General features: G+C 63.6%; 18 protein-coding genes. 14 read left to right on the plus strand and 4 right to left on the minus strand.

What is annotated here, in order from left to right; all coding sequences use genetic code 11:
- Positions 1-3 precede the first annotated feature (3 nt).
- The 3 genes from B3P22_RS19595 to B3P22_RS19605 all read left to right on the plus strand — a co-directional run bounded on the left by B3P22_RS19595 (position 4) and on the right by B3P22_RS19605 (position 2,787).
- Positions 4-630 (plus strand): TRAP transporter small permease, encoded by a 627-nt coding sequence (locus B3P22_RS19595; RefSeq protein ID WP_279922651.1) that lies wholly within the window; start codon positions 4-6, stop codon positions 628-630.
- Positions 630-1,910 (plus strand): C4-dicarboxylate TRAP transporter large permease protein DctM, encoded by a 1,281-nt coding sequence (gene dctM, locus B3P22_RS19600; RefSeq protein ID WP_279922652.1) that lies wholly within the window; start codon positions 630-632, stop codon positions 1,908-1,910. Before B3P22_RS19595 ends, dctM begins: the two co-directional genes overlap by 1 nt.
- 205 nt (positions 1,911-2,115) lie before the next feature.
- Positions 2,116-2,787 (plus strand): DUF502 domain-containing protein, encoded by a 672-nt coding sequence (locus B3P22_RS19605; RefSeq protein WP_279922653.1) that lies wholly within the window; start codon positions 2,116-2,118, stop codon positions 2,785-2,787.
- Here B3P22_RS19605 and B3P22_RS19610 read toward each other — a convergent pair.
- Positions 2,784-3,251, minus strand: coding sequence for an Lrp/AsnC family transcriptional regulator (locus tag B3P22_RS19610; RefSeq protein ID WP_197858659.1), 468 nt, complete (start codon positions 3,249-3,251; stop codon positions 2,784-2,786). The two genes, B3P22_RS19605 and B3P22_RS19610, sit on opposite strands and share 4 nt — an antisense overlap.
- A gap of 127 nt (positions 3,252-3,378) precedes the next feature.
- Here B3P22_RS19610 and B3P22_RS19615 point away from each other — a divergent pair, with 127 nt between their 5' ends.
- The 4 genes from B3P22_RS19615 to B3P22_RS19630 all read left to right on the plus strand — a co-directional run bounded on the left by B3P22_RS19615 (position 3,379) and on the right by B3P22_RS19630 (position 6,529).
- Entirely contained in the window at positions 3,379-3,705 is a 327-nt protein-coding gene (locus tag B3P22_RS19615) for a hypothetical protein (protein ID WP_232106474.1), read from the plus strand.
- Between the two features lie 123 nt (positions 3,706-3,828).
- Complete coding sequence (locus B3P22_RS19620) at positions 3,829-5,613, plus strand: GspE/PulE family protein (protein ID WP_296272231.1); 1,785 nt, start codon at positions 3,829-3,831, stop codon at positions 5,611-5,613.
- A 234-nt stretch (positions 5,614-5,847) separates the two neighbouring features.
- Positions 5,848-6,102, plus strand: coding sequence for an NfeD family protein (locus B3P22_RS19625; protein ID WP_197858657.1), 255 nt, complete (start codon positions 5,848-5,850; stop codon positions 6,100-6,102).
- A gap of 88 nt (positions 6,103-6,190) precedes the next feature.
- Positions 6,191-6,529, plus strand: a complete 339-nt coding sequence (locus B3P22_RS19630) for a DUF2388 domain-containing protein (protein WP_197858656.1) — start codon at positions 6,191-6,193, stop codon at positions 6,527-6,529.
- Between the two features lie 71 nt (positions 6,530-6,600).
- Here the strand turns inward: B3P22_RS19630 and B3P22_RS19635 are convergent, their stop codons facing one another.
- From B3P22_RS19635 to desA, 3 genes are all read right to left on the minus strand, one after another.
- Positions 6,601-7,911, minus strand: a complete 1,311-nt coding sequence (locus B3P22_RS19635; RefSeq protein ID WP_296272235.1) for an OprD family porin — start codon at positions 7,909-7,911, stop codon at positions 6,601-6,603.
- Positions 7,912-8,331: 420 nt separating this feature from the next.
- Positions 8,332-9,303, minus strand: a complete 972-nt coding sequence (locus tag B3P22_RS19640; protein ID WP_197858654.1) for a sensor domain-containing diguanylate cyclase — start codon at positions 9,301-9,303, stop codon at positions 8,332-8,334.
- A gap of 114 nt (positions 9,304-9,417) precedes the next feature.
- Positions 9,418-10,608 (minus strand): delta-9 fatty acid desaturase DesA, encoded by a 1,191-nt coding sequence (desA, locus tag B3P22_RS19645; RefSeq protein WP_296272237.1) that lies wholly within the window; start codon positions 10,606-10,608, stop codon positions 9,418-9,420.
- Between the two features lie 167 nt (positions 10,609-10,775).
- On the opposite strand from desA, the gene dibA reads away from it, so the two are divergent.
- Genes dibA through B3P22_RS19680 form a run of 7 tightly spaced genes read left to right on the plus strand, consistent with a single transcriptional unit; the run spans position 10,776 to position 24,940 of the window.
- Positions 10,776-13,076 (plus strand): phosphodiesterase DibA, encoded by a 2,301-nt coding sequence (gene dibA / locus B3P22_RS19650; protein WP_296272239.1) that lies wholly within the window; start codon positions 10,776-10,778, stop codon positions 13,074-13,076.
- 2 nt (positions 13,077-13,078) lie between these two features.
- On the plus strand, positions 13,079-14,200 hold the full coding sequence (locus tag B3P22_RS19655; protein WP_296272241.1) for an HDOD domain-containing protein: 1,122 nt from the start codon (positions 13,079-13,081) through the stop codon (positions 14,198-14,200).
- A 10-nt stretch (positions 14,201-14,210) separates the two neighbouring features.
- On the plus strand, positions 14,211-18,110 hold the full coding sequence (locus B3P22_RS19660; RefSeq protein WP_296272243.1) for a PAS domain S-box protein: 3,900 nt from the start codon (positions 14,211-14,213) through the stop codon (positions 18,108-18,110).
- Positions 18,085-20,007 carry an ATP-binding protein gene (locus tag B3P22_RS19665; RefSeq protein ID WP_296272245.1) on the plus strand — a complete coding sequence of 641 codons (1,923 nt, stop codon included), beginning with the start codon at positions 18,085-18,087 and terminating at the stop codon, positions 20,005-20,007. The genes B3P22_RS19660 and B3P22_RS19665 overlap by 26 nt, the downstream gene beginning before the upstream one ends.
- A complete protein-coding gene (locus B3P22_RS19670) occupies positions 20,004-22,892 on the plus strand; it encodes a CHASE domain-containing protein (RefSeq protein WP_296272248.1) in 2,889 nt (962 codons plus the stop codon). The genes B3P22_RS19665 and B3P22_RS19670 overlap by 4 nt, the downstream gene beginning before the upstream one ends.
- A complete protein-coding gene (locus tag B3P22_RS19675; protein WP_197858647.1) occupies positions 22,885-23,271 on the plus strand; it encodes a response regulator in 387 nt (128 codons plus the stop codon). Before B3P22_RS19670 ends, B3P22_RS19675 begins: the two co-directional genes overlap by 8 nt.
- Positions 23,264-24,940, plus strand: a complete 1,677-nt coding sequence (locus B3P22_RS19680) for a diguanylate cyclase (RefSeq protein WP_296272250.1) — start codon at positions 23,264-23,266, stop codon at positions 24,938-24,940. The genes B3P22_RS19675 and B3P22_RS19680 overlap by 8 nt, the downstream gene beginning before the upstream one ends.
- Positions 24,941-24,962: the final 22 nt, after the last annotated feature.

Below are 24,962 nucleotides of genomic sequence, written 5' to 3' on the forward strand. Positions count from 1 at the left end.
ACCATGAACGCCTTGCGGCGCGTCTGGGAGCACTTCGAGGAAGGCTTCATCGCTTTCCTCCTGGCGGCCATGACGCTGATCACTTTCGTCTACGTGATCCTCAATAACTTCTACACCCTGTTCTATTGGCTGGGTGACACCTTCGGCGGTAACGAGGCCCTGCTCGCTATCGGCGACTTCATTCTCGACCTTGCCCAGGCGATGACCTGGAGCAACGCCCTGACCAAAGCCCTGTTCGGCTGGCTGATCTTCTTCGGCCTGGCCTACGGCGTGCGTACCGCCGGCCACATCGGCGTCGACGCGCTGGTCAAACTCGCTCCGCGCGGCGTGCAGCGCGTCATCGGCGTGATCGCCTGCTCGGCCTGCCTGGGCTACGCCGGCCTGATCGCCGTCGGCAGCTTCGACTGGGTCAGCACCCTGTTCAGGGCCGGTATCGGCGCCGAAGACCTGGGCCACTACGGCATCCAGCAATGGCATATCGGCATGATCGTGCCGTTCGGCTACGCCATGGTGTTCATCCGTTTCCTGGAAATCCTCGTGCGTATCCTGCGCAACGAGCAGACCGGCCTCGGCCTGGCTGACGAAGCCGCCGATGCGCTGAAAATCAACGAGCACGAGGAGGCCAAATAATGACCGTGCTGTTCCTCTTCCTGCTGCTGTTCCTGCTGATGTTCATCGGCGTGCCGATCGCCGCATCGCTCGGCCTGGCCGGCTCGATCACCATCATGCTGTTCAGCCCCGACTCGGTGCGCTCGCTGGCGATCAAGCTGTTCGAGACCTCCGAGCACTACACCCTGCTGGCGATCCCGTTCTTCCTGCTCTCCGGTGCCTTCATGACCACCGGTGGCGTGGCACGTCGCCTGATCGACTTCGCCAACGCCTGCGTCGGCCACATCCGTGGCGGCCTGGCCATTGGCGCGGTACTGGCGTGCATGCTGTTCGCCGCGCTGTCCGGTTCTTCGCCGGCCACCGTCGCGGCCGTGGGCTCCATCGCCATCGCCGGCATGGTGCGCTCCGGTTACCCGCAAGCCTTCGGCGCCGGCATCGTGTGTAACGCCGGTACCCTGGGCATTCTGATTCCGCCGTCGATCGTGATGGTGGTGTACGCCGCCGCTACCGAGCAGTCGGTGGGCAAGCTGTTCATGGCCGGTGTGATACCCGGTGTGATGCTCGGCCTGGCGCTGATGATCGCGATCTACATCGTCGCGCGCATCAAGAAGCTGCCGGCCCTGCCGCGCGCCAGCTTCCGCGAGTGGCTGCGTTCCGCCCGCGAGGCCTTCTGGGGCCTGCTGCTGATGGTGATCATCCTCGGCGGCATCTACACCGGCATGTTCACCCCGACCGAGGCTGCGGCCGTGGCGGCGGTCTATGCCGGCTTCGTCGCCCTGTTCGTGTACAAGGACCTGACCATCCGCGAGTGCCCGAAGGTGCTGCTGGAGTCCGGCAAGCTGACCATCATGCTGATGTTCATCATTGCCAACGCCATGCTCTTCGCCCACGTGCTGACCACCGAGCAGATCCCGCAGCAGATCACCGCCTGGGTGGTGGAGCTGGGCCTGCAGCCGTGGCAGTTCCTGCTGGTGGTGAACATCGTGCTGCTGATCGCAGGTGCCTTCATGGAGCCGTCGGCGATCATCCTGATCCTGGCACCGATCCTGTTCCCGATCGCCATGCAGCTGGGCATCGACCCGATTCACCTGGGCATCATCATGGTGGTGAACATGGAGATCGGTCTGATCACGCCACCGGTGGGGCTGAACCTGTTCGTCACCTCGGCGGTGACCGGCATGCCGCTGACCTCGGTGATCAAAGCCGCCTTGCCGTGGTTGATGATGCTGATCAGCTTCCTGATGGTGATCACCTACATCCCGGCCGTGTCCATGACCTTGCCGAATCTGCTCGGGATGTAACCGTTCCAACGAACGCTGCTAATTCGGTACCTTGTGTACCCACTCCGCCCGGCCTCTGTGCCGGGCTTTTTTTGCACGCCAGCAAAGCGAAACGGTCGTAGGAAAGATGTTGTCGCCATTTCCCGGTTCGCGGGACAGACATAACTGCACGGTGCCCGACATCCTGGCGTAAAGTCGCCGGCATCTTCATCGAGGAAACCGAGGCATGATCAGACGCAGCCTGAAATCCGTTGTCGCTACCTGGCTGACCGGCCTGCTGGCGCTACTCCCGTTGGTGCTGACTCTGGCACTGCTCGCCTGGATATTCAGCCTGTTCAATCGCCTGGTAGGCCCGTCGACGCTGATCGGCCAGTTATTCGCCGCCCTCGGCCAGCCCTTTTCCAGCAACGGCTACATGGCCTATCTACTCGGCAGCCTGGTGCTGCTGGCCAGCCTCTACCCGCTGGGCCTGGCCGTGCAACTGGGCCTGCGCCGCCCGTTGTCCTGGCTGCTCGACCGCACGCTACGGCGCACCCCACTGATCGGTAACTTCTACAACCTGGCCGACCGCTTCGTGGGCCTGCTGGACAAGAGCAAGAACCCGGACATCACCACCATGGCGCCGGTGTGGTGCTTCTTCGGCGGCGATGGCGCCGCCGTGCTCGCCCTGCGCCCGAGTTCGGAAAGCGTGGAGCTGGACGGCCGCGCCTACTGCGCCATTCTCATTCCCACCGCGCCCATCCCCGTCGGCGGTGGCCTGCTCTACGTACCGGAGCAATGGGTGCGACCCGCCGACATGGGCGTGGATCAGTTGACCAGCATCTACGTGTCGATGGGGCTTACGCCACCTGGCAAGCGCAACGCCGAGCAGTCGCCTCCGGTGGTGATCAAGCCCTAGGCCAGCGGCAAACTGGTGGTGGACTTGATCTCCGACAGCGCGACGATGGAGTTCACCTCCTGAATACCAGGCACCAGCGACAGCTTCTCGAAGAAGAAGCGCTCATAAGCCTCGATATCGCGGGTGACGATGCGCAGCATGAAGTCCACCGCGCCCATCAGCACATGGCATTCGAGCACCTCGGGAAATTCGCGCATGGCTTCGGCAAACTCGGTCAGGTTGGAGCGGCCATGGGCGTTGAGTTTGACCTGGGCAAAGACCTGCGTGTGCAGGCCGATACGCTTGCGATCGAGCAGCGTCACCTGCTTGCGGATCACCCCTTCTTCCTTGAGCCGCTGAATACGGCGCCAGCATGGCGATTGCGACAGGCCGATGCGCTCGGCGATCTCGGCGGTGGCTAGGCCGGCATCCTCCTGCAATAGGGCAAGAATGCGTTGATCATAGGCATCCAGCGCGATGGACATAAAAATTCCTCCGAATCAGAACAATAAGGCAATTCTATCCAGCAAAACCGCATTAACCCAGAAAACTAGGCAGAACTTTTGCCGGAAGAAGGCGGACACTTAGGCAAAACCTGCCCGAGCTGCCGCCATGCCTGATACCACTCCGTTTCCGCCTACCTACAACCGTCGCGATCCCTGGCAGGATCGCCCCGATGCCTGTGTCGAATACCAATTGCGCACCGATGCCGAAGCCGACGTGATGTGCCGCCTGCTGGGCCTGTTCGCGCAATTGCAGCTGTTACCCGAAGCCTTGCACATGGAGCGCCTGCAGGACGATCTGCACATCAGCCTGCGCCTGCCCGGCATCTCGCTGCATCGCGCCGGCGTGCTGGCGCAAAAACTGCGCGGCCTGGTGTGCGTGTGGGAGGTGAGCTGGCAGCATCTGGATCACAGCCTGGTGACGGAGGTGGCCTGAAGCGGGCATTCGGTCACGCCAGACACTTCGCCCTCACGCAGCTTTTCGGGCATCCTAGCTCGGCTGAAAGGTCGTTGAAGAACGACCTGCTACCCTTGTTCAGGCCGACCCCGAGGAGCCCGCATGTCCGCCTTCACCGCTACCGCAACTGACCGTGTACTGGATCTTGGCGACCTGCTGCGCGAGCTGGTGGCCCAGGGCCGGGTCGATCAGAACGTGGCCGAGCAGTGCCTGGCGATTCGCCGCAGTTCGCTGAACCACGCCCAGCACCCGCTGGAGTTCCTCGCGGCGCAACAGGTCGATGACCTGACGCGACCGGGCAAGAAGCTCGACCTGGAAAGCCTGACCGTCTGGCTGGCCAACTTCGCCGGCCAACCTTACCTGCGCATCGACCCGCTGAAGATCGACGTACCGGCGATCACCCCGCTGATGTCCTACGCCTTCGCCCAGCGCCACAAGATTCTCGCCGTGGCAGTGGACAGCGAGTGCGTCACCATTGCCAGCAGCCAGCCGCTGGTGCACAGCTGGGAAGCCAACCTGGTTCATGTGCTCAAGCGCCCGATCAAGCGCGTGGTGGCCAACCCCGCCGACATCCAGCGCTTCACCACCGAGTTCTATCGCCTGGCGCGCTCGGTCAGTGGCGCAAGCGCCACCGATCAGAAGGTCAGCGGCGTCGGCAACTTCGAGCAACTGTTGAGCCTGGGCGCCCAGGATCAGGAACCGGATGCCAACGACGCGCATATCGTCAATATCGTCGACTGGCTGTTCCAGTACGCCTTCCAGCAGCGCGCCAGCGATATCCACATCGAACCGCGCCGTGAGCAGGGCTCCGTGCGCTTTCGCATCGATGGCGTATTGCACACCGTCTACCAGTTCCCGGCCCAGGTCACCATGGCGGTGGTCAGCCGCCTGAAGAACCTCGGCCGCATGAACATCGCCGAGAAGCGCAAACCGCAGGACGGTCGGGTCAAGACCAAGACCCCGGACGGCGGCGAGGTTGAGCTGCGCCTGTCGACCCTGCCCACCGCCTTCGGCGAGAAGATGGTGATGCGTATCTTCGACCCGGAAGTGCTGCTGAAAAGCCCGGACCAGCTTGGTTTCTCTCCCGAAGATCTGCGCCGCTGGGCCAGCATGACCAGCCAGCCCAACGGCATCATCCTGGTTACCGGCCCCACCGGCTCGGGCAAGACCACCACGCTGTACACCACGCTCAAGCAACTGGCCACACCGGAGGTGAACGTCTGCACCATCGAAGATCCCATCGAGATGATCGAGGGCGCCTTCAACCAGATGCAGGTGCAGCACAACATCGATCTGAACTTCGCCAGCGGCGTGCGCGCACTGATGCGCCAGGACCCGGACATCATCATGGTCGGCGAGATTCGCGACCTGGAAACCGCCGAGATGGCCATCCAGGCGGCGCTCACGGGTCACCTTGTGCTCTCCACCCTGCACACCAACGACGCCCCCAGCGCCATCACCCGTCTGCTTGAACTGGGCGTGCCGCATTACCTGCTCAAGGCGACCATCCTCGGCGTCATGGCCCAGCGCCTGGTGCGTACCCTGTGCCCGCACTGCAAGGCGCCGGTGCAACTGGACGAGGACACCTGGAACGGCCTGACCCGGCCCTGGAGCTCGCCGCTGCCGACTCAGGCGCACCACGCCGTCGGCTGCCTGGAATGCCGCGAAACCGGCTACCGCGGCCGGGCCGGGGTCTACGAGATCATGCTGCTCAACGACGCGATCAAGCCGCTGATCAATGCCGACACCGACCTTACCGCCCTGCGCCGCGCCGCCTTTAAGGACGGCATGCGCAGCCTGCGCCTGTCCGGCGCACAGAAGGTAGCGGCCGGGCTGACCACTATCGAGGAAGTGCTGCGCGTCACGCCGCAGAGCGACCAGCGCTGACAATCCGCAGCGCCGCGCCAGCGATCATCGCTCAGTTGCGAATTAGCCGTCGCCCTCCAGCCGGATTGGCAACCAGTTCTCATGGATCACCAGGCACGCGCCCACCTTGCGAAGGGGTCGGCGGCAGAGCACGGATGGCTATGCTTAGATGGAAGAATCTGGCAATGGAGTCCAAACGATGCACACCGAAAGGCGACCGGCGAACCCTCTAGCTACAGCTAGCCGCGTCTTCTCATGATCACCTACCTGCAACAACTGTCGTTCTGGGACTGGCTGGCTCTGGCTACCCTGCTGTTGATTCTCGAGGTGTTCGGCGCCGGTGGCTATCTGCTGTGGATAGGTCTGGTGGCTGTCGGCATCGGCGCGCTGTCCTATCTTTTCCCGGATCTGCCCTGGGCCTGGCAGTTTCTATTGTTCGGTGCGCTGGCAGTCGTTTCGGCACTACTCTGGTGGCGTCATCAACATCGCGCGCACAGGCTGCGGAACTGACCGGCGTGGCAACCGGCCATCGCCTGCGAGGAACCACAAGCGGCCAAAAAGACTCCTAGGAGAGAAACCACCCTACAGGAGCTTCATCATGCGTGTAACGAGCCGTGCCGCGCTGGCGTTCAGCGCCTGCCTGATCGCCCAGACCGCAGCTGCCGATGGCCTGCTGCGCGATATTCTGTCCTCGGGCGCTACCACCGCCTCGACCTACCTCACATTCAAGGATCGCAAGCTGGTCGCGGCGACTGAAGAAGACGCCAGCAGCTTCGTCGCCAGCAACGGCGAAATCCGCGGCCCGCACCTGGAAGCTGCAATGCAGCAGTTGCGCAGCGCTAACCCGCAATTGCAGGACGCCGACGATATGGCCCTGGCCAGTGCCATTCTCGCTGCGTCGGCAAATGCGAGCGAGAACGTAGCGAACGCAAAATGAAAAAGCCCGCATCTTTCGATGCGGGCTTCTCGCTAGAGCGCAAGCAGAGACAGTGCCCTGCCAATAACGCCTTAGAGCAGCGGCAGGGTGTAGCTGACGATCAGACGGTTCTGGTCGGCATCAGTAGCGGCGTTGCCACGCAGCATACCGTTACGCCAGCCCAGGCCCAGACCTTTCAGAGCACCGTCCTGGAAGACGTAATCCAGAGCGATATCGCGTTCCCATTCTTTGGCATCGCTGCCAGTGGTCTTGATATTGGTGCCCTTCAGATAGGCTACCGAAGCCTTCAGGCCCGGCACGCCGACGCTGGCGAAGTCATAGCTGTACTGACCGAAGGTGGTGCGCTCACCGGCGCGGGTGAAGCTGTTAACCAGACGGTCAGTCAGCAAATACACGCTGGCGCCCGCGGAACCTTCGATGCCGCCCTGGTTCAGCTGGACGAAGTTGCTGTCTTCGGAAACACGCTGATGGCCGAGCATTACGGCATGGCTACCCAGGCTGTAAGTGAAGGCAGCGCTCCAGGTGTTGTTGTCGATCTCGCCGTCACCGTTGCGGGTGTAACCACCGACGGAGTAACCCGCTTCCTTGCCGTTCTTACCGTCGGAAGTGGTATGGAAATAACGCAGGTCGGTCTTCAGGCTGCCTTCGCCCAGGGCCAGATTGTGGCCCAGACCAGCGAAATGCTGCTTGTAATAGTCTTCCAGATTCGCGTAGTAGTACTGCGCAGTCAGGTCGCTATTGACCTTCCAGTCACCGCCAGCGAAGTAGAACTTGTTGGAGGCTTCGCTACCGCCAGCGACCGACAAGCCGGTGCTGTTGCTCGAAGCACGGCTGGTGGCGCGCTCGATCTGACCTGCAGTCAGGGTCAGGTTGTCGATTTCGTTGGAGGTGATCATGCCACCTTCGAACATCTGCGGCAGCAGGCGGCCGTCGTTGGAAACCAGGATCGGCAGCTTCGGCATCAGAGTGCCGATACGGCCTTCGGTCTTGGAGATGCGAACCTTGGCAGTCGCGCCAGCCTTGCTGAAGTCATCCACAGCGCTGCCATCGCTTTCCAGCGGGAACAGCTGGCCCGGAGTACGGTCACGATCAGCTTTGCCGGCACGGCCACCACCGTCCAGACGCACACCCAGCATGCCGACCGCGTCGACGCCGAAGCCTACGGTGCCTTCGGTAAAACCGGAGGTGTAGTTAAGAATGAAGCCCTGACCCCATTCACGAGCGGCACCGTTGTTGTCAGCAGTGTTCTTGACGTCGTTGTCGAAGTAGAAGTTGCGCATGGTCAAGCTGGCCTTGCTGTCACCGATGAAATCGGCGAAGGCGACTTGGCTCAGGCCCAGGGTGCTGGCGGCTACGGCCAGTGCCAGGGAGGTCTTTCTCATTATGTTTCTCTCCAGTGTGTTTAAGGTGACGCATCGTCCGGCGCAGGCTTCGGCACGAAGAGGCAGGCCGGAACGAATGGGGCATACGCACCCGCGAGCCAGGACACGGCTAAAGCCGGGCTCGAATGGGCGCGTGAAAACTCAGGAAGAACGCAACAACGGCGAACGCAACGAAGCGACCGGAATGAGGGCAGAGTGGTGCATGAGGAGAACTCTCTCGTCGTTGTTATTTTACGCCGACATCCTGCCGGCATCTGGCGGGGCTATGCAGATAGCGCGCCAGCTCCTGCCAGCGTGAGTCTAAGGCTTCTAGAACAACAGGTTACAGTTTTTCTGCAGACGAATGACCAGTCAATGACAATTCAGTGTCGGCAATTTTCCGCCCATGAGAACCAGCTCTCAGGCGGAAAATCGCCAGCCTCATCCCAGCACGATCTGGTTCTTGCCTTGCCGCTTGGCCAGATACATCGCTGCATCGGCGCGTGCGTAAAGCGCATCGAGGCTGACATCGGTCGCCAGCAGACTGGTCAGGCCCTGGCTGACGGTAATGCTGAAGCTGGTGCCTTCATGCTGAAAGCTGAGGCGTTGCACCTCACGCTGCAGTCGTTCAGCCACCTGCAAGGCCACATCCTGCTCGCAGCCGGGGAACAGCGCTGCGAACTCCTCACCGCCGATACGCCCGAACAGATCGCCGCGTCGCAGGGCATTGCTGCCGCAATGAGCCAGGCGCCGCAACACCTCGTCACCGATCTGATGACCGTACTGGTCGTTGATCTTCTTGAAGTCATCGAGATCAAGCAGCAGGAAGGCCAATGGGCTACCAAACTTGCGCGCATGTTCGAACTCGCGGCGGGCACACTCGAAGAAGTGTCTGCGATTGCTGCTCTGGGTCAGCACGTCGGTGGTGGCCAGGCGATGCAGCTCCCCCTCCAGACGCTTTTTCTCGGTGATGTCTTCGGCGATGCCGACGATCACATTGCCTTGTACCGAGCCCAGCCTCGGGCTGACGAAACACTTGTCGCTGAGCCAGCGCAGTTGGCCATCGGCGCGAATGATGCGGTACTCGCGCGACTCCACAGCGCCGGTTTCCAGCACCTTGGCCAGGCTTTCGGCGGCGTAATCGAGATCATCCGGGTAAATGCTGTTGCGCCATTCGCCGTAGTCAGCCAACAGTAACGCGGCAGAGCGGCCAAAAATGCGCTCATAGGCAGGGCTTACATAAATCATCCGCTGCTCGTTCCAGTCGAAGGCCCAGAGCACCGCATTGACGCTGCCAAGCAGACTGCTGAACAGCTGCTCGCGTTCACCCAGACGTTCCACTTCGGCCCGGCTGTGCAGCAGAGCCAGGGTGAGTTCTTCCAACTCGGAAACAGCGTTGCCTTGATCGTCCATTACAGCGGCCATCCCGCCTTGCCTCGCATTGAATTGAATTGAGCATAGTGCGAGCTGTTGGACAAACACAAAGGCCCGCCAGTTCGGCGGGCCTTTGCTTGTAACGAATGACGATCAGGCAGTGGCGCCGGAAGGTCGCAGCGAGTAGGTCTTGAGCTGCTCGGCGAACTCTCGCAGCGACTGGATGCCACTGGCCTCGGCCTCATGCACCCACTGCTTCATGGCCTCGAGCATGTCATGGCCGTTGCTGCTGGTCTTGACCCAGATCTGCTGCAGCGCCAGGCGCTTCTCGTAGATCACCTTGAGCGCCTGGCTTTGCGCCAGCATGTCGGCGATGCGCGCATGGTGCTGCTCTTCCAGCAGGCTCGGTTCGCGCGACAGCAACCGCTTGGCACGACGGAACAGGTGACGAACGGACTCGTCGGCCTTGGCCACTTCCTGCTTGACCAGCGGCGCGATCACCAGCTTGCGGTACTGCGCCATGATCTGGAAACGGTTGTTGAGAATGGCCATGGCAGTGTCCATGTCCAGATGCCCCTTGCCTTCCACGCGATGGGCGATGGGCGCGACGCGCTGCACCTTGGCCAGGCCGAGGAAGCTGAACAGCTTGATCCAGGCCCAGCCCATGTCGAATTCCCATTTCTTCACTGACAACTTGGCGCTGTTGGGGTAGGTATGGTGATTGTTGTGCAGCTCTTCGCCACCGATGATGATGCCCCATGGCACCAGGTTGGTAGCAGCGTCGCGGCATTCGAAGTTGCGATAGCCGATCGCGTGGCCCAGGCCGTTGATCACGCCGGCGGCCCAGAACGGAATCCACATCATCTGGATCGCCCAGACGGTCATGCCGAGCACGCCGAACAGAGCCAGGTCGATGATCGCCATCAAGACCACGCCGCCAATCGGATAGCGGCTGTAGACATTGAGCTCGATCCAGTCATCCGGGCAGTTCTTGCCATAGATGCGCAGGGTTTCCTGATTCTTCGCCTCTTCCTGATAGAGTTCGGCACCTTTGCGCAGCACAGTGCTCAGGCCCTTGATGACCGGACTGTGCGGATCATCGACGGTTTCGCACTTGGCGTGATGCTTACGGTGAATCGCGGTCCACTCGCGGGTGTTCTGGCCGGTGGTCAGCCACAGCCAAAAACGGAAGAAATGCTTGAGCGCCGGGTGCAGTTCCAATGCCCGATGCGCAGAGTAGCGGTGCAGATAGATGGTGACGCTGACGATGGTCACATGCGTCATCAGCAAGGTCGCAGCCACCAGCTGCCAGACCGACAGGTCGAGTAAACCGTTGTACCACATGGGCGCTGTTGCCTCTTGATAGGGAAACGCGGTTGTCCTACAAGGACGAACCAGATCACATTATCCCTGACCCATGCCAGAAAACCAGTTGGTCTTTTAGATAAGAATGTTTCAGAGCCACCGCCTCTATACTGCCCAACATTTCTAGGGAGCGTAGCCGCCCACCCATGCGTATCGACACCGCCGCCTTGCGTCTGACCCTGGGCTACCTGCTCCTGGCCGGTCTATGGATTCTTCTCAGCGATCAGCTACTCGCGGCTCTGGGGCTTTCCGTGGCGCAGCAGGATCGCCTGCAATCGCTCAAGGGCCTGTTCTTCGTCGTACTCACCAGTTCGCTGCTTTACCTCGTGCTGCAGCGTCATGCCCGGCAACATCGCAGCGCACGCCTGCAACTGACGGGCAACGAGGAACGCCTGCGCCTGGCGCTGGACGCCACACGCGACGGCCTGTGGGATTGGGACGTATCCAGCCGCCGCGTATTCTTTTCCGAAGGCTATGCCAGGCTGCTCGGGCTGACCCCGCAGACCCTCGGCGACACCCGCGAAGACTGGGCTGCACGCCTGCATCCGGATGATCGGGAGCGCGCACTGCATGCGCTCAATGCCGAATTGAGCGAGCAACCCTACGAGAATATCTACCGCCTGCGTCATGCCGATGGCAGCTACCGCTGGATTCACTCCCGCGGTCGTCTGCTGCGCGACGAAAATGGTCAGCCACAACGCTTCATCGGTATCGCCAGCGACATCACCCGGCAACGTGCCATCGACGATAGCCTGCGCCAGGCCGCAGCCGTGTTCGATGCCACCCAGGAAGGCGTACTGGTCACCGATGCCGAGCAATGCATCGTTCACGTCAATCCGGCCTTCAGCCGCATCACCGGCTACAGCAGCGAGGAAATTCTCGGCCAGCACCCCACGCTGCTCAAATCCGGCCGCCACGACGCCGCCTTCTACCAAAGCCTTTGGCACGCTCTGGAGAATCGCGGCGCCTGGAGTGGCGAAGTGTGGAACCGGCGCAAGAGCGGCGAAATCTACCCGCAGTGGCAATGCATACGCGCGATCTACGACGAGCAGGGGCGCGTCAGCCATTACGTGGCGGTGTTCTCCGATATCACCGCGCTCAAGCGCTCGCAACGTGAGCTGGATTACCTGGCCCACCACGACCCGCTGAGCAACCTGCCCAACCGCCTGCTGTTCACCGAGCGCGTCGCCCATGCGCTGGAACGCAGCAGGATCGAGGAATTGCGCGGCGCAGTGCTGCTGATCGATCTGGACCACTTCAAGCACATCAATGAGAGCCTTGGCCACAACGTCGGCGACCTGCTGCTCAAGAGCGTCGGTGAGCGCCTGCAGCAAGACCTGCCCAATGGCGTCACCCTGGCCCGGTTGGGCGGTGACGAGTTCGGCCTGCTCAGCGAGAATTGCAGCGAAGCTGCGCAGGCAGCCGAGCTGGCGCAGCGCCTGTTGCGCAGCCTGGAAACGCCTTTTCGCCTCGACGGTCACGAGCTGTACATCGGCGCCAGCATCGGCATCAGCCTGTTTCCCGAGGATGCCGACAGCGTCGAGCAGATCCTGCGCAATGCCGACTCGGCGCTGTTCAAGGCCAAGAGCAGCGGCCGCGAAGGCTATGCCTTCTACGTGCAGGAACTGACCGACTACGCCCGCCAGCGCGTGGAGCTGGCCAGCAGCCTGCGTCACGCCCTGGATAACCAAGAGCTGCGCGTCTACTACCAGCCGCTGCACGATCTACGCGATGGTCGCCAGGTGGGCATGGAGGCGCTGGTGCGCTGGCAGCATCCGCAACGCGGGCTGATTCCACCCGGCGAATTCATCCCGATTGCCGAAGACAACGGCATGATCGGCGTCATCGACGCCTGGGTGCTGGAACAGGCCTGCCGCCAGATGGTGCGCTGGAATACCGAAGAGCACGCGTTGAGCTTCGTCGCGGTGAACGTCTCCAGCCGTCTGTTCAGCCGCGGCGAACTCGACCAGAAGGTCGCCAGCGTGCTCGCCGAAACCGGCCTGCCTCCCGAGCAACTGGAGCTGGAGGTAACCGAAAGCGCGATCATGGAAGACCCCGACGCCGCCCTGAAACTGCTGACCAGCCTGCGCGCGCTGGGCGTGCGCCTGGCGATCGACGACTTCGGCACCGGCTATAGTTCGCTGGCGCGCCTCAAGCGCCTGCCGGTGGACAAGCTCAAGCTCGATCAGAGCTTCGTCCGCGGCCTGCCCAACGACCCCGAGGACGCCGCCATCGCCCGTGCGGTGATCGCGCTGGGCAAGAGCCTGGGCCTCAAGGTCCTTGCAGAGGGCATCGAGCAACCGGACCAGGCCGACTTCCTACGTGAGCTAGGCTGCAACTATGGCCAAGGTTATCACTTCGGCCCCCCACAACCGGTAGCGGCCGAGACCATCGACAACACGTCACGCAACGACGCGAAAAGTAGCCAGTCCAGCACCAGGAGCTGAACATGCGCGTGCTGATTCTCGAAGACGATCCCTGGATCGCCGATCTGCTCAAACAGATCGTACTGAGCCTGCGCCCTGGCGCTCGGGTCGACTGCCAGACGCGCGTGGCCGAGGCCATCGCCGCCTGGCACCGCGAACCGGCGCAGTTGGTGATCGCCGACTGGAACCTGCCGGACGGCAGCGGCACGTTGCTGCTGCAGGCCGTGCGCCGCCAGGATCGCGAGGTCGCCCTGGTGATGATCACGGCCCGCGCAGACCGCAACAGCGTGCTCGAGGTACGCCCCCTGGGCATCAATGCCTTCATCAGCAAGCCGTTCCAGGTACCCAAGGTTCTGGAATGCCTGCAGCGGCTGCTGCCCGAGGCAGCCTCGCCGGCCGCTGCGCCCGCTGGCGAAGAGGACTTCCTTCAGCACCTCGCGGCGTTGCCTGACGACGAGCTCGACCTGCCCCTGCGCGATGATCTTCGCCAGCAGCTGCTCGCCATCACCGAAGCATCCGCCAGCCTGCAGCAGCTTGGTGATCTCTGGCAGCAGGACCCGGCCGTGCAGGCGCGACTGGTCGCTGCGGCCAACAATCCGCTCTACAACAGCGCAGGCCAGCCATGCAGCAGCCTCGCCGACGCCGTACGCCGCCTGGGTGCGGCCACTGCGCTGAACCTTGTCCAGGGCCTGGCGCTGCGCCCGGTAGCCAGCCTGCAGGACACTGACCTGAAGACCCAGGGCGAAAGCCTGCTGCAAGCGCAGTTGAACCTGCGCCAGAGGGTCGCGGAGCTGGCCAGGGCCTGCCAACTGGACCCGGCGCCGCTGCAATGCGCGGCCATGCTGCAGCGCATGGGTGAGCTGGCCGTGCTGCAGCAGGCGCAGATCTGGCGCAAGCGCGGCCTGGAGCTGCACGAAGCGCAGCTGCAACAAGCCCTGCGCCAGCACAGCAGCGAGCTGGCCAACCGACTCAAGGCTTACTGGCGCCTGCCCAACGGCCTGCGAGAGCTGATCGGCGCCTGTTATGCCCTGGCGCCGGGCAACGCACGCCGCGAGCCCATCGTCATGCGCCTGGCCAGTGCCGAAATGCACAACGCCGAAAGCCAGGAAGTACAACGCCTGCGCCGCCTGGCCGGGCTGACCTGAGGCACGACTGATGAACAGGCCGAAGCCGGGTAAGCGCTGGTTCGATCGCTGGCGCGCCAGCCAAAGGGATGCCGGCCACCGGGATGCCGGCCACCGAATAGTCATAGGGAGTTTGTGCCTGGCGCTGCTTTTCGCCTTTCTCGGCAGCCGGGCGCTGAGCGAGCGCGAAGCCCTCTGGCAGTTGCAGATCGGCAAACAGGCAGACATCCAGCGCATGGCCCTGAACAGCACTCAGCACGGGCTGCAGGAGCGCACACAACTGCTGGCCGAAACCATCGCCGCTGATGCCTGGGTAACGGAGCTGGTGCGCCAGGCCCATGCGCTGCCGGCAGGCGACCTGGAAAGCCTGGCCAGCATTCGCAACCAGCTCTACACCCGCCTGGCGCCGCGCTGGCGCAACCTGCAAGCGCATCAACCGTTTCGCCTGTACGTGCATCTTGCGCCGGATGTCAGGGTATTGCTGCGTGTGCACGATCCCGCGCGCTTCGGCGATCTGCAGATCGGCTGGCGCCCCATGGTGCTGGAGGCGCTGCGCAGCGCCAGAAGCCAGGCCGGCCTGGGCCTGACTCGGGGCAGCATCGGCATGCGCGCGATCGCTCCGCTGCTGGCTGACGGGGCGGACGGACCCATACAGGTCGGCGCCATCGAAGTGGCCATGGGCGTGCTCGAAGACCTCGCGCAACTGGATCGGGAATTCGACAGCGGCGTCGCCCTGCTGCTGCGCGAGGATCTGCTGCGGAGTTCCGACGGTGACGAGGCGCCCCGCAGTCCGTCCGATGGCTCCCAGCGCTGGCAGATGATGGGCCATTCGCGGCCACAGATACTGACCTGGCAGCAACAACGGAGTCTGCCTGCGCCGGCAGAGGGCGATAGCGTGCGCCTGCTGGACGACGGCGAGCGCCATTACCTGGTCAACCAGGTCGCGCTGAGCAGCTACCAGCAAATTCACAGGCCCAGCCAGGGGCCACTGGCGGTCGCGCTGATCTGGCATGACATCAGCGATCAATACACCGTGCACCGACGCGACAAACGCTGGCTGGTGATCAAGTGGCTGCTCGCCTGGTGCGGCGCCGAAGCTCTGTTGCTGGGCCTGCTGCGCAGCACCCGGCGCAGCACCCAGCGCCTGATGCAGCGCCAGCAGGCGGCGCTGCGCGCGCTCAACGAAATCGCCGCGCTGCCCAGCCTGAGTCGCACCGAACAATTGCGTCAGGCGCTGCGCCTGGGCGCCGATCACTTTCGCATGCCGCTGGGCATCATCAGTCGCATCGAAGACGAGCACTACCAGGTGCTGGTGCAAGTTTCACCCGAGGGCGAATTGCGCGATGGCCAGCAATTCGAGCTGGGCGACACTTACTGCAGCCTGGCACTGCTGCAGGACGAGGCGCTGGCCATCACCCACATGGCTGATTCGCCGCATCGGCACCATCCTTGCTACGGCCAATTCGCCCTGGAAAGCTACATCGGTATCGTGGTGCGTGTCGGCGGAAAGCCCTTCGGTACGCTGGCATTCGCCAATCCCGAACGCCGCGAGCGGCCGTTCGATGCCGCCGACCGCGACTTCCTCGGCCTGTTCGCCCGTTGGGTCGGCGCCATGCTGGAACGTCAGCAGCAGGAGCACGCCGTACGTTCGGCCCGCGCTTATCTGCAGACGTTGCTGGACTCGGCCACCGGGGTATCGATCATCGCCTCCGACAGCGCCGGCACCATCACCCTGTTCAACTCCGGCGCCGAACGCCTGCTGGGCTACAGCGCCGAAGAGATGGTCGGACTTCAGACCCCGGCCGTGTTTCACCTCGCGGAAGAAGTCCAGGCCAGAGCCAGCGAGTTGAGCGAGGTTGTCGGCCAGCCAGTGAGGGGCCTCGAAGTCTTCGTGCACAACGCACGTGGCGGCGAGCCGGAAACCCGCCAGTGGACTTATCGCCACAAGGACGGCAGCCTGCGCCAGGTCAACCTCACCGTCAGCGCCATGTTCGACGAGGGCGGCCAGATCACCGGCTTCCTCGGCATCGCCAGCGATATCAGCGAGCTGCTGCAGGCCACCCGCGCCCTGCAGAAGAGCGAGAGTCGCTTCCGTGGTCTGGTGGCCAACCTGCCCGGCGTGGCGTATCGCTGCGCCCATGATGCCGACTGGACCATGCGCTACATCAGCGACGAGATCGCCAAGCTCTGCGGCTACCCGGCCGGCGACATCATCGACAATCGCGTGCGCAGCTATTCCAGCATCGTGCATCCCGATGATCTGCCCATCACCTTCCGTATCGGTGAAGCGCTCGAACAGCAGAAACCCTTCGAACTGACCTACCGCCTGCGTCATGCCGATGGCCATGACGTCTGGGTGCGAGGTAAGGGCCGCGGCGAGTACGACAGTAATGGCCAGCTGTTGTGGGTCGATGGCTTCATCTGGGACGTCAGCGAACGTCATGCCATGGAAGACGAGCTGCGCCTGAGTCAACAGCGCTTTCTAAGTGCCTTCGACACCGCCCCGCAGGGCATGGCGCTGGTTGGCCCGGACGGTCGCTGGCTGGAAGTCAACGCCGAACTGTGCCGCATGCTCGGCTACAGCCGCGAGGAGCTGCTGGCCTGTACCTACCAGCAGGTCACCCATCCGGACGACCTGAATGCCGACCAGGAGAACGTGGCGAACCTGCTGGCCGGGCGGATCAATGCCTACCAGATGGAAAAACGCTATCTGGACAAGCAGGGCCGTGTTCTATGGGTATTGCTCAGCGTATCGCTGGTACGTGACAGTGCCGGGCAGCCGGTGCACTTCGTTTCGCAGATCCAGGACTTCAGCGACCGCGTCGCCGCCGAACGCGCTGTGCGCGAGCGCGAGCACTATCTGAGTACCCTGCTCGACAACGTGGTCGACGCTATCGTCACCATCGACGAACACGGCCGTATCGAGACCTTCAACCACGCGGCCGAAGAAATATTCGGCTACCAACAGGATGAAGTGGCCGGGCGCAACGTCAGCCTACTGATGCCCGAGCCTGACAGCAGCGCACATGACAGCTACCTCCAGCGCTACCTGCGCACCGGCGAGGCCTGGGTGGTGGGCCAGGTTCGCGAGCTGGAAGGCATGCGTCAGAATGGCGAGCGCTTCGCCATGGAACTGGCCGTTTCGCAGATCAGCCACCAGGGGCAGCGTCGCTTCATTGCGGTGATTCGCGACATCACCGAGCGCAAACGCATCGAGCAGATGAAAAACGAGTTCGTCTCCACCGTCAGCCACGAACTGCGCACCCCGTTGACTGCCATCGCCGGCTCGCTCGGACTGATCAACGGCGGCGCTCTCGGTGAGGTACCGCAGACCATGCGCCAGATGCTGACGATTGCCCACAGCAACAGCCAGCGCCTCAGCGCGCTGATCAACGATTTGCTGGATATGGACAAACTGGTCGCCGGCAAGATGCAGTTCGACCTGCAGGCGAAGCTGATGCAGCCGCTGCTGGAGCAGGCACTGCTGCACAACCAGCCTTATGCCGAACAGCATCAGGTCACGCTGCGCCTGCAGGTCGACGACGACGCTTTGGTCCACGTCGACGCTCAGCGCCTGGCCCAGGTAATGGCCAATCTGCTGTCCAATGCCGCCAAGTTCTCGCCTTCCGGCGGCAGTGTTCTGGTGCGCCTGCAGACGATTGGCGAGAGACTGCGCGTCAGCGTGTCGGACAACGGCCCCGGTATCCCTGAGACCTTCAAGTCCCGCATTTTCAGCAAGTTCTCCCAGGCCGACTCCGGTGACACGCGGCAACAGGGCGGTACCGGCCTGGGGCTGGCCATCTGCAAGGAAATCATCGAGCGCATGGGCGGACAGATCGGCTTCGACTCGCCGCCCCGCCATGGTGCTACCTTCTGGTTCGAACTACCGATACAGGGAGTGCGTCATGAACCCAGCCCCGATCCCCGGTAACGAGCAGCAGCGCCTGGCTGCGTTGCACTCTCTTGAGCTGCTCGACAGCCCGCCCGAAGCGATGTTCGATCACATCACGGCGCTGGCTGCGCAAATCTGCGATACGCCCATCGCCCTGATTTCGCTGGTCGATGCCCAGCGCCAGTGGTTCAAGAGTCGGGTCGGCCTGGATGCGGAACAGACCGCGCGCGAACTCGCCTTCTGCGCCCATGCAGTACATGCCGACGCGCTGCTGGAGGTGGACAACGCCCTGGAGGATGCGCGCTTTCGCGACAACCCGCTGGTCACCTCGGCGCCGGATATCCGCTTCTACGCCGGCGTGCCGCTACACGACGGCAAAGGCCTGGCCCTCGGCACCCTGTGCGTGATCGACCGCCAGCCGCGTCACCTCGACAATCACCAGCGCAGCCAACTGCAGCACCTGGCGCAGCTGACCGGGGAGCTGTTCGAGCTGCGCCTGCAGGCGCGCCGCCAGGCCGAACAGAGCGCCATGCACCAGGCCATGCTCGACAACGCCGGCAGCGCGGTGCTGGTACTCGACCCGCAGGGCCGGGTGCTGCGCAGCAATCCCGAAGCGCAGCAACTGCTGGACTACTCGGCCGATGAGCTGGGCAAGCAATTCCTGCCGCGGCTGTTGACCGATCCAGGCCAGTTCGAGCGTCTGTGTGCCGCCTGTATCCGCGAGCCGCAGAGCACCGAAGGGCAACTGCGCGCGCGCAGCGGGCAGAGCCTGCCGGTACGCCTGAATCTTTCACCGATTCGTGCCGAAGGTCAGCCGCTGCAGGGCTACCTGCTGGTGGCCAACGACCTCAGTCAACGTGATGAGGCCCGTCAGCGCTTGCAGCGTATAGCCGCACAACTGCCCGGCATGGTCTATCAATATCTGCTGCGCGCCGATGGCAGCAGCTGCTTTCCCTACGCCAGCGCAGGTATCGGCGATATCTATGGCTGCACTCCCGAGGAAGTCGGCCAGGACGCCGCCCCGGTACTCGCGCGCTTGCATACCGAAGATGCATCGCCAGTGCGCGAAGCGATCGCCGCTTCGGCCCGGAGCCTGACTACCTGGCACCAGGAGTACCGCGTGCTGCATCCCGAACGCGGCCTGATATGGGTAGAAGGCCGCGCTGCCCCCCAGCGGTTGCCCGGCGGCGACACCCTTTGGCACGGTTTCATCAGCGATATCAGCGAACGTAAACGCGGCGAACAGTTGCAGAACGAGTTCGTCTCAACCGTCAGCCACGAGCTACGCACGCCGTTGACCGCCATCGCCGGCTCGCTCGGCCTGATCAACGGCGGCGCACTCGGCGAAGTGCCACAGGCCATGCGCCAGATGCTGGAGATTGCGCAAAGCAACAGCCAGCGCCTGCGCCACCTGATAGATGACCTGCTGGACATGGACAAGCTGGTTGCCGGCAAGATGCACTTCGACCTGCAGCCGCTGGCGCTAAGCCCGCTGCTGCAACAGGCACTGCACAACAACCAGCCCTATGCCGAGCACCACCAGGTGCAGCTGCAGCTGTTGGCAGGCGCTGATTGCCAGGTCATGGCCGATGCCCAGCGCCTGGAACAGGTGCTGGCCAACCTGCTGGCCAACGCCGCCAAGTTTTCCGCCGCTGGGCAACAGGTGGAGCTGGCCGCCATACCCGAAGACGGCTGGGTACGCATTAGCGTGCGTGACCAAGGCCAGGGCATCGCAGACGACTTCAAACCCCGCATCTTCAGCAAATTCGCCCAGGCCGACGCCGGCGACACGCGCCGCCAGGGCGGCACCGGCCTCGGTCTGGCAATCAGCAAGGAAATCATCGAACACATGGGCGGACACATCGGCTTCGACTCAACCCTGGGTCAGGGCAGCACCTTCTGGCTGAGACTGCCCCTGGCTGGAGCGCAATCATGAGAACCACCCGCGCCCTGCTCGCGTCTCTGTTCAGTCGCGTCAACCTGCTGGCCTGGGCCGTACTGGCGCTGGCCCTGGGGGCGACGTTGCTGGCCTGGTACAACCTGCGCCAGAGCCAGACCGAGTCTGCCACCCGCCAGTTCGAACTGCTCACCGAAGAGCTGAGCCGGGCCATCGTCAAACGCATGGAAGAGCAGGAGAGCATCCTGCTCGGTGCCGCCGGCCTGCTCGACGCCAGCGAAGACGTCAGCCGTGCGGATTGGCGCGCCTATACCGAACGCCTGCGACTGGACGAACGCTACCCGGGCATCCAGGGGCTGGGTTTTGTCCAGATGCTGGAGGCGCAGCAACTGTCGGCATTCGAGAGCGAGATACGCGCCGAGGGCTTTGCCGATTTTCACATGCAGCCACCCGGCCAGCGCGAACGTTACGGCGTGATCCGCTTCATTGAGCCTTTTACCGGACGCAACCTGGCCGCCTTCGGTTTCGACATGTATTCCGAGCCGGTACGCCGCGCGGCCATGTTAGCCGCCGCGCGCAGCGGTCAGAGCCGCCTGTCCGGCCGTGTCACCCTGCGTCAGGAAACCCACGGCAAGGTCCAGCCAGGGCTGCTGCTGTACGTCCCGCTTTACTGGCCACAACGCCCGCTGGACAGCCCGGAGCAGCGCCTGGCCGCGCTGCGTGGCTTCGCCTACAGCCCGTTCCGCGTTCACGATCTGATGCATGGCATCTTCGGCGAGCGCAAGCGCGAGCTGGACTTCGAACTGTACGTCGGCGCCATCAGCAAGGATGCCGAACTGCTTTACAGCAGTCGCGGTAAAGCATCGACCAGCCAGCCGGCCGACAGGCAGCATCAGCTCGAATTGTTCGGCCAGACCTGGCACCTGAACTTCCACTACGCACCGGGCTACCTCGCCCGCGAACACCGTGGCGAGGTGGCACTGCTGGTGCTCGGTGCCTGCATCAGTCTGCTGCTGTTCTTTCTGGTCAGCAGCCTCAGCCTGCGTCGCGCTCAGGTACAGGAGCTGGCCGCACGCATCACCGAGCAGTTGCACCGCAGCGAAGAACGTCTGGCACTGGCGCTCAAGGGCAGCAACGATGGCTGGTGGGATATCGACGTCAAGGCCGGCAGCCTCTTCGCCTCGGCGCACGGCTGGCAAATGCTCGGCTATCCAGAACAAGGGCCACCAGGCTTCACCGACGACCCCCTGGCCTGGGAAAATCTGGTGCACCCGGACGACCTGCCAGTGGCACGCGCCCGTCTGAATCAGGCGTTTCATGAGGGCGCCAGCAACTTCACCATCGATTGTCGCCTGCTGCGTGTCGATGGCAGCGAGCTGCCGGCGCTACTGCGCGGCTACATCCAGCGCGACGCCAGTGGCTACCCGCTGCGCATCACCGGCACCACCATGGATCAAAGCGAGGCCAAACGCATCGAGCGCCTCAAGAGCGAGTTCGTCTCCACCGTCAGCCACGAGCTGCGCACCCCGCTCACCGCCATCGCCGGCTCGCTCGGCCTGATCAACGGCGGAGCCCTCGGCGCGGTACCGGAGGGTATGCGCACCATGCTGAGCATCGCCCAGGACAACAGCCAGCGCCTCAGCCACCTGATCAACGATCTGCTGGACATGGACAAGCTCGAAGCCGGCAAGATGCAGTTCGACCTGCAACCATGCTCCCTTGCTGACCAGCTCGAGGAGGCGCTGGCCAGCAACCAGGCCTATGCCGACCGACACCAGGTCCAGTTACGTCTGCTCGATTGCCTGCCGACGCGCGTGCGGGTCGACGCCATGCGCCTGCAACAGGTGCTGGCCAACTTCATTTCCAACGCCGTGAAGTACTCGCCGCCCGGCGCCGAGGTACAGCTGCGCGCCGAACATCGAGGCCCCCGCGTGCGCGTCGAAGTGATCGACCAGGGACCGGGCATCGCCGCCGAATTTCGCCAGCGCATTTTCAGCAAGTTCTCCCAGGCCGATGCCAGCGACAGCCGCAGCAAAGGCGGTACCGGGCTCGGCCTGGCCATCAGCAAGGAGCTGATCGAGCGTATGGGCGGCCAGATCGGCTTCGACTCGGTCGTGGGCCAGGGCGCCTGTTTCTGGTTCGAGTTGCCGATGCTGAGCGAAGCCATCCGGCCTGCCGCTGGCGACGGCCGACGCAGCCTGCTGGTGGTCGAGGACGAACCGGACATCGCCAATCTGCTGCGCCAATTGCTGGAAAACGCCGGCTACCGCGTGCGTCTGGCCCATAGCCTGGACGAAGCACGCGCCTGCCTGCGCGAGGAAATACCCGCTGCCATGAGTCTCGACCTGCGCCTGCCGGACGGCGACGGCCTGCAACTGGTGCAGGAGCTGCGCGCCGATGAGCGCTACCGCGAGCTGCCGATCCTGGTAGTCTCCGCGGCCTGCGAGCAAGGCCGCCTGGCGCTCGAGGGCGCGCCCGCGCTGGACTGGCTGAGCAAGCCGATCGACCCACAGCGCCTGCTCGGCAGCCTCGCCCAGGCCCTGCAGGATCTGCCGCACAGACCGCGCGTACTGCATGTCGAGGACGATCACGACCTGCGCCTGGTGGTCGCCGAACAGGGCCGCGAACTGGCCGAGTTCGTCCCCGCCGACAGCCTCGCCGAAGCGCGTCGCCTGCTCGCCGAACAGCCTTTCGATCTGGTCCTGCTCGACCTCGGCCTGCCCGACGGCAACGGCCTGGAGCTGGTCGACGAACTCCAGCGCCAGCGCCCGGGTCTACCGGTAGCCGTGCTCTCGGCCAGCGAGATGGACGGCCGCGAGCTGGCCGGGGTGAGTGCGACGCTGGCCAAATCGCGCAATGATGGACAACACTTCCTGCACCTGCTCGACCGTCTATTACCCGCCAAGGAGACCGGCCATGAGTGAGCTCAAGCGCATCCTTCACGTCGAGGACGACCCCTCGATCCAGGCCGTGGCCAAAGTGGCCCTGGAAGCCGTTGGCGGCTTTCAGGTACTGAGCTGCTCCAGCGGCCAGGAGGCGCTCGATCAGGTACAGGGCTTCGCCCCCGACTTCATCCTGCTCGATGTGATGATGCCCGGCATGGACGGCCCGCAGACCCTGGAAAAGCTGCGTGAGCTGGTGGACATCGGCAGCGTGCCGGTGGCCTTCATGACCGCCAAGGTGCAGCCCGGCGAAGTGACCCATTACCGCAGCCTGGGTGCACTCGACGTGATCGTGAAGCCCTTCGACCCCATGCAACTCGCCGCACAGATACGACAGATTTGGAGCCAGCGCCATGGATAAGCAGGGCAATGCCATCCCGCAGACCCTGCAGCAGCATCTGCAACAGCTCGGCCAGCAGTTCGCCGAACGCCTGCGCCAGGAGCTTCCGCAACTGATGCAGCAGGGCGAGCAACTGCTCGAGGCCAGCGACGAGCAGCGCGGGCAACTGCTGCGAGCGCTACGCGACCAGCTTCATCGCCTCGCCGGCAGCGCCGGCACCTTCGGTTTCGACCTGCTCGGCCAGCAAGCGCGAGAACTGGAACAACAGGCTGAACGCTGGCTGGAACAGCAGCAGCGCCAACAACAGGACCTGGACACCTTCGTGGCCGCGCTGCTGCAGCTCGGCGAGCAATCGGATGCCGACAGCAGCCAGGACGAACAGCAGAAAACGGCCAAGCCGTTGGCACGCACCGAGAACGATACGCGGCTCATCTACATTCTCGAAGATGAAATGGCCGTCGGCGAAAACATGCGCCTGACGCTGAGCAACTTTGGTTATCGTGCCGAACATTTCCGGACTACAACCGATCTCGATAACGCTCTGCTGCAGCAACTGCCGGATGCATTGATCGTCGACGTCAACCTAGCCAACGAGGACAGCAGCGGCCTGGATTACGCCGCACGCCTGCAGCAACGACTGGAAGTGCCCCTGCCGCTGCTGGTGCTGACCCACCAGCATGACTTCGCCACCCAGCTGCAGGCGGTGCGTGCCGGCGCGCAGGGTTTCTTCGCCAAGCCGGTGGACATCCCGCAGCTGGAAAGCCGCCTGGAGCGCTGCTTCGCCCAGCAGAGCGGCGAACCCTACCGGGTGCTGATCGTCGATGACGACCGCGACCTGGCCAGCCGTTACAGCCTGGTGCTGCGCGACGCGGGCATGCTGGTGGAAATCCTTCAGGACCCAGCGCAAATCTTCGAGCATCTGCGCGATTTCAATCCGGAGGTGGTGCTGCTCGACGTCAACATGCCGGACTGCACCGGCCCCGAGCTGGCGCAGATCATCCGCTGCAACGACGACTGGCTGCGCATACCGATCATCTACCTGTCGGCAGAGACCGACATCGCCAAGCAGATGAATGCGCTGATCAAGGCCGGCGACGATTTCGTCACCAAGCCGATTTCCGACAACGCCCTGGTCGCCGCCGTGTTCTCCCGCGCGCAGCGCGCCCGCCTGCTGTCAGATGCGCTGTCGCGCGACAGCCTGACCGGCCTGCTCAAGCATGGCGACATCAAGGAACAGGTGGCCACCGAGCTGGAGCGCGCGCTACGCACCGGCAACCGCGCCAGCGTGGTGATGCTGGACATCGATCACTTCAAACGGGTCAACGACGAGCATGGCCACGCGGCCGGCGACAGTGTCATCCGCGCGCTGGCCAACCTGCTGCGCCAGCGCCTGCGCCGGATCGACAGCCTGGGGCGCTATGGCGGCGAGGAGTTTCTCGCGGTGCTGCCGGACTGCACACCGCAGCAGGCCAAACAGATCGTCGACGAGATCCGCGAACGCTTCGCCGAGCTACGCTTCATCGCCGACGGCGGCGAATTTTCCTGCACCCTCAGCGCCGGTATAGCCGGCACCGACGCACACAGCCAGGCCGAACAATTGCGCGAGCGCGCCGACAAGGCGCTCTATGCAGCCAAGCATGGTGGCCGCAACCAGGTGCAGGTGGCAGCTTCGGAAGAGCATCGCGGCTGAAGCTCCACGCTCCGTAGGAGCG

The organism is Pseudomonas sp. UBA6323, from assembly GCF_002439135.1.
Taxonomy (GTDB): Bacteria; Pseudomonadota; Gammaproteobacteria; order Pseudomonadales; family Pseudomonadaceae; genus Aquipseudomonas.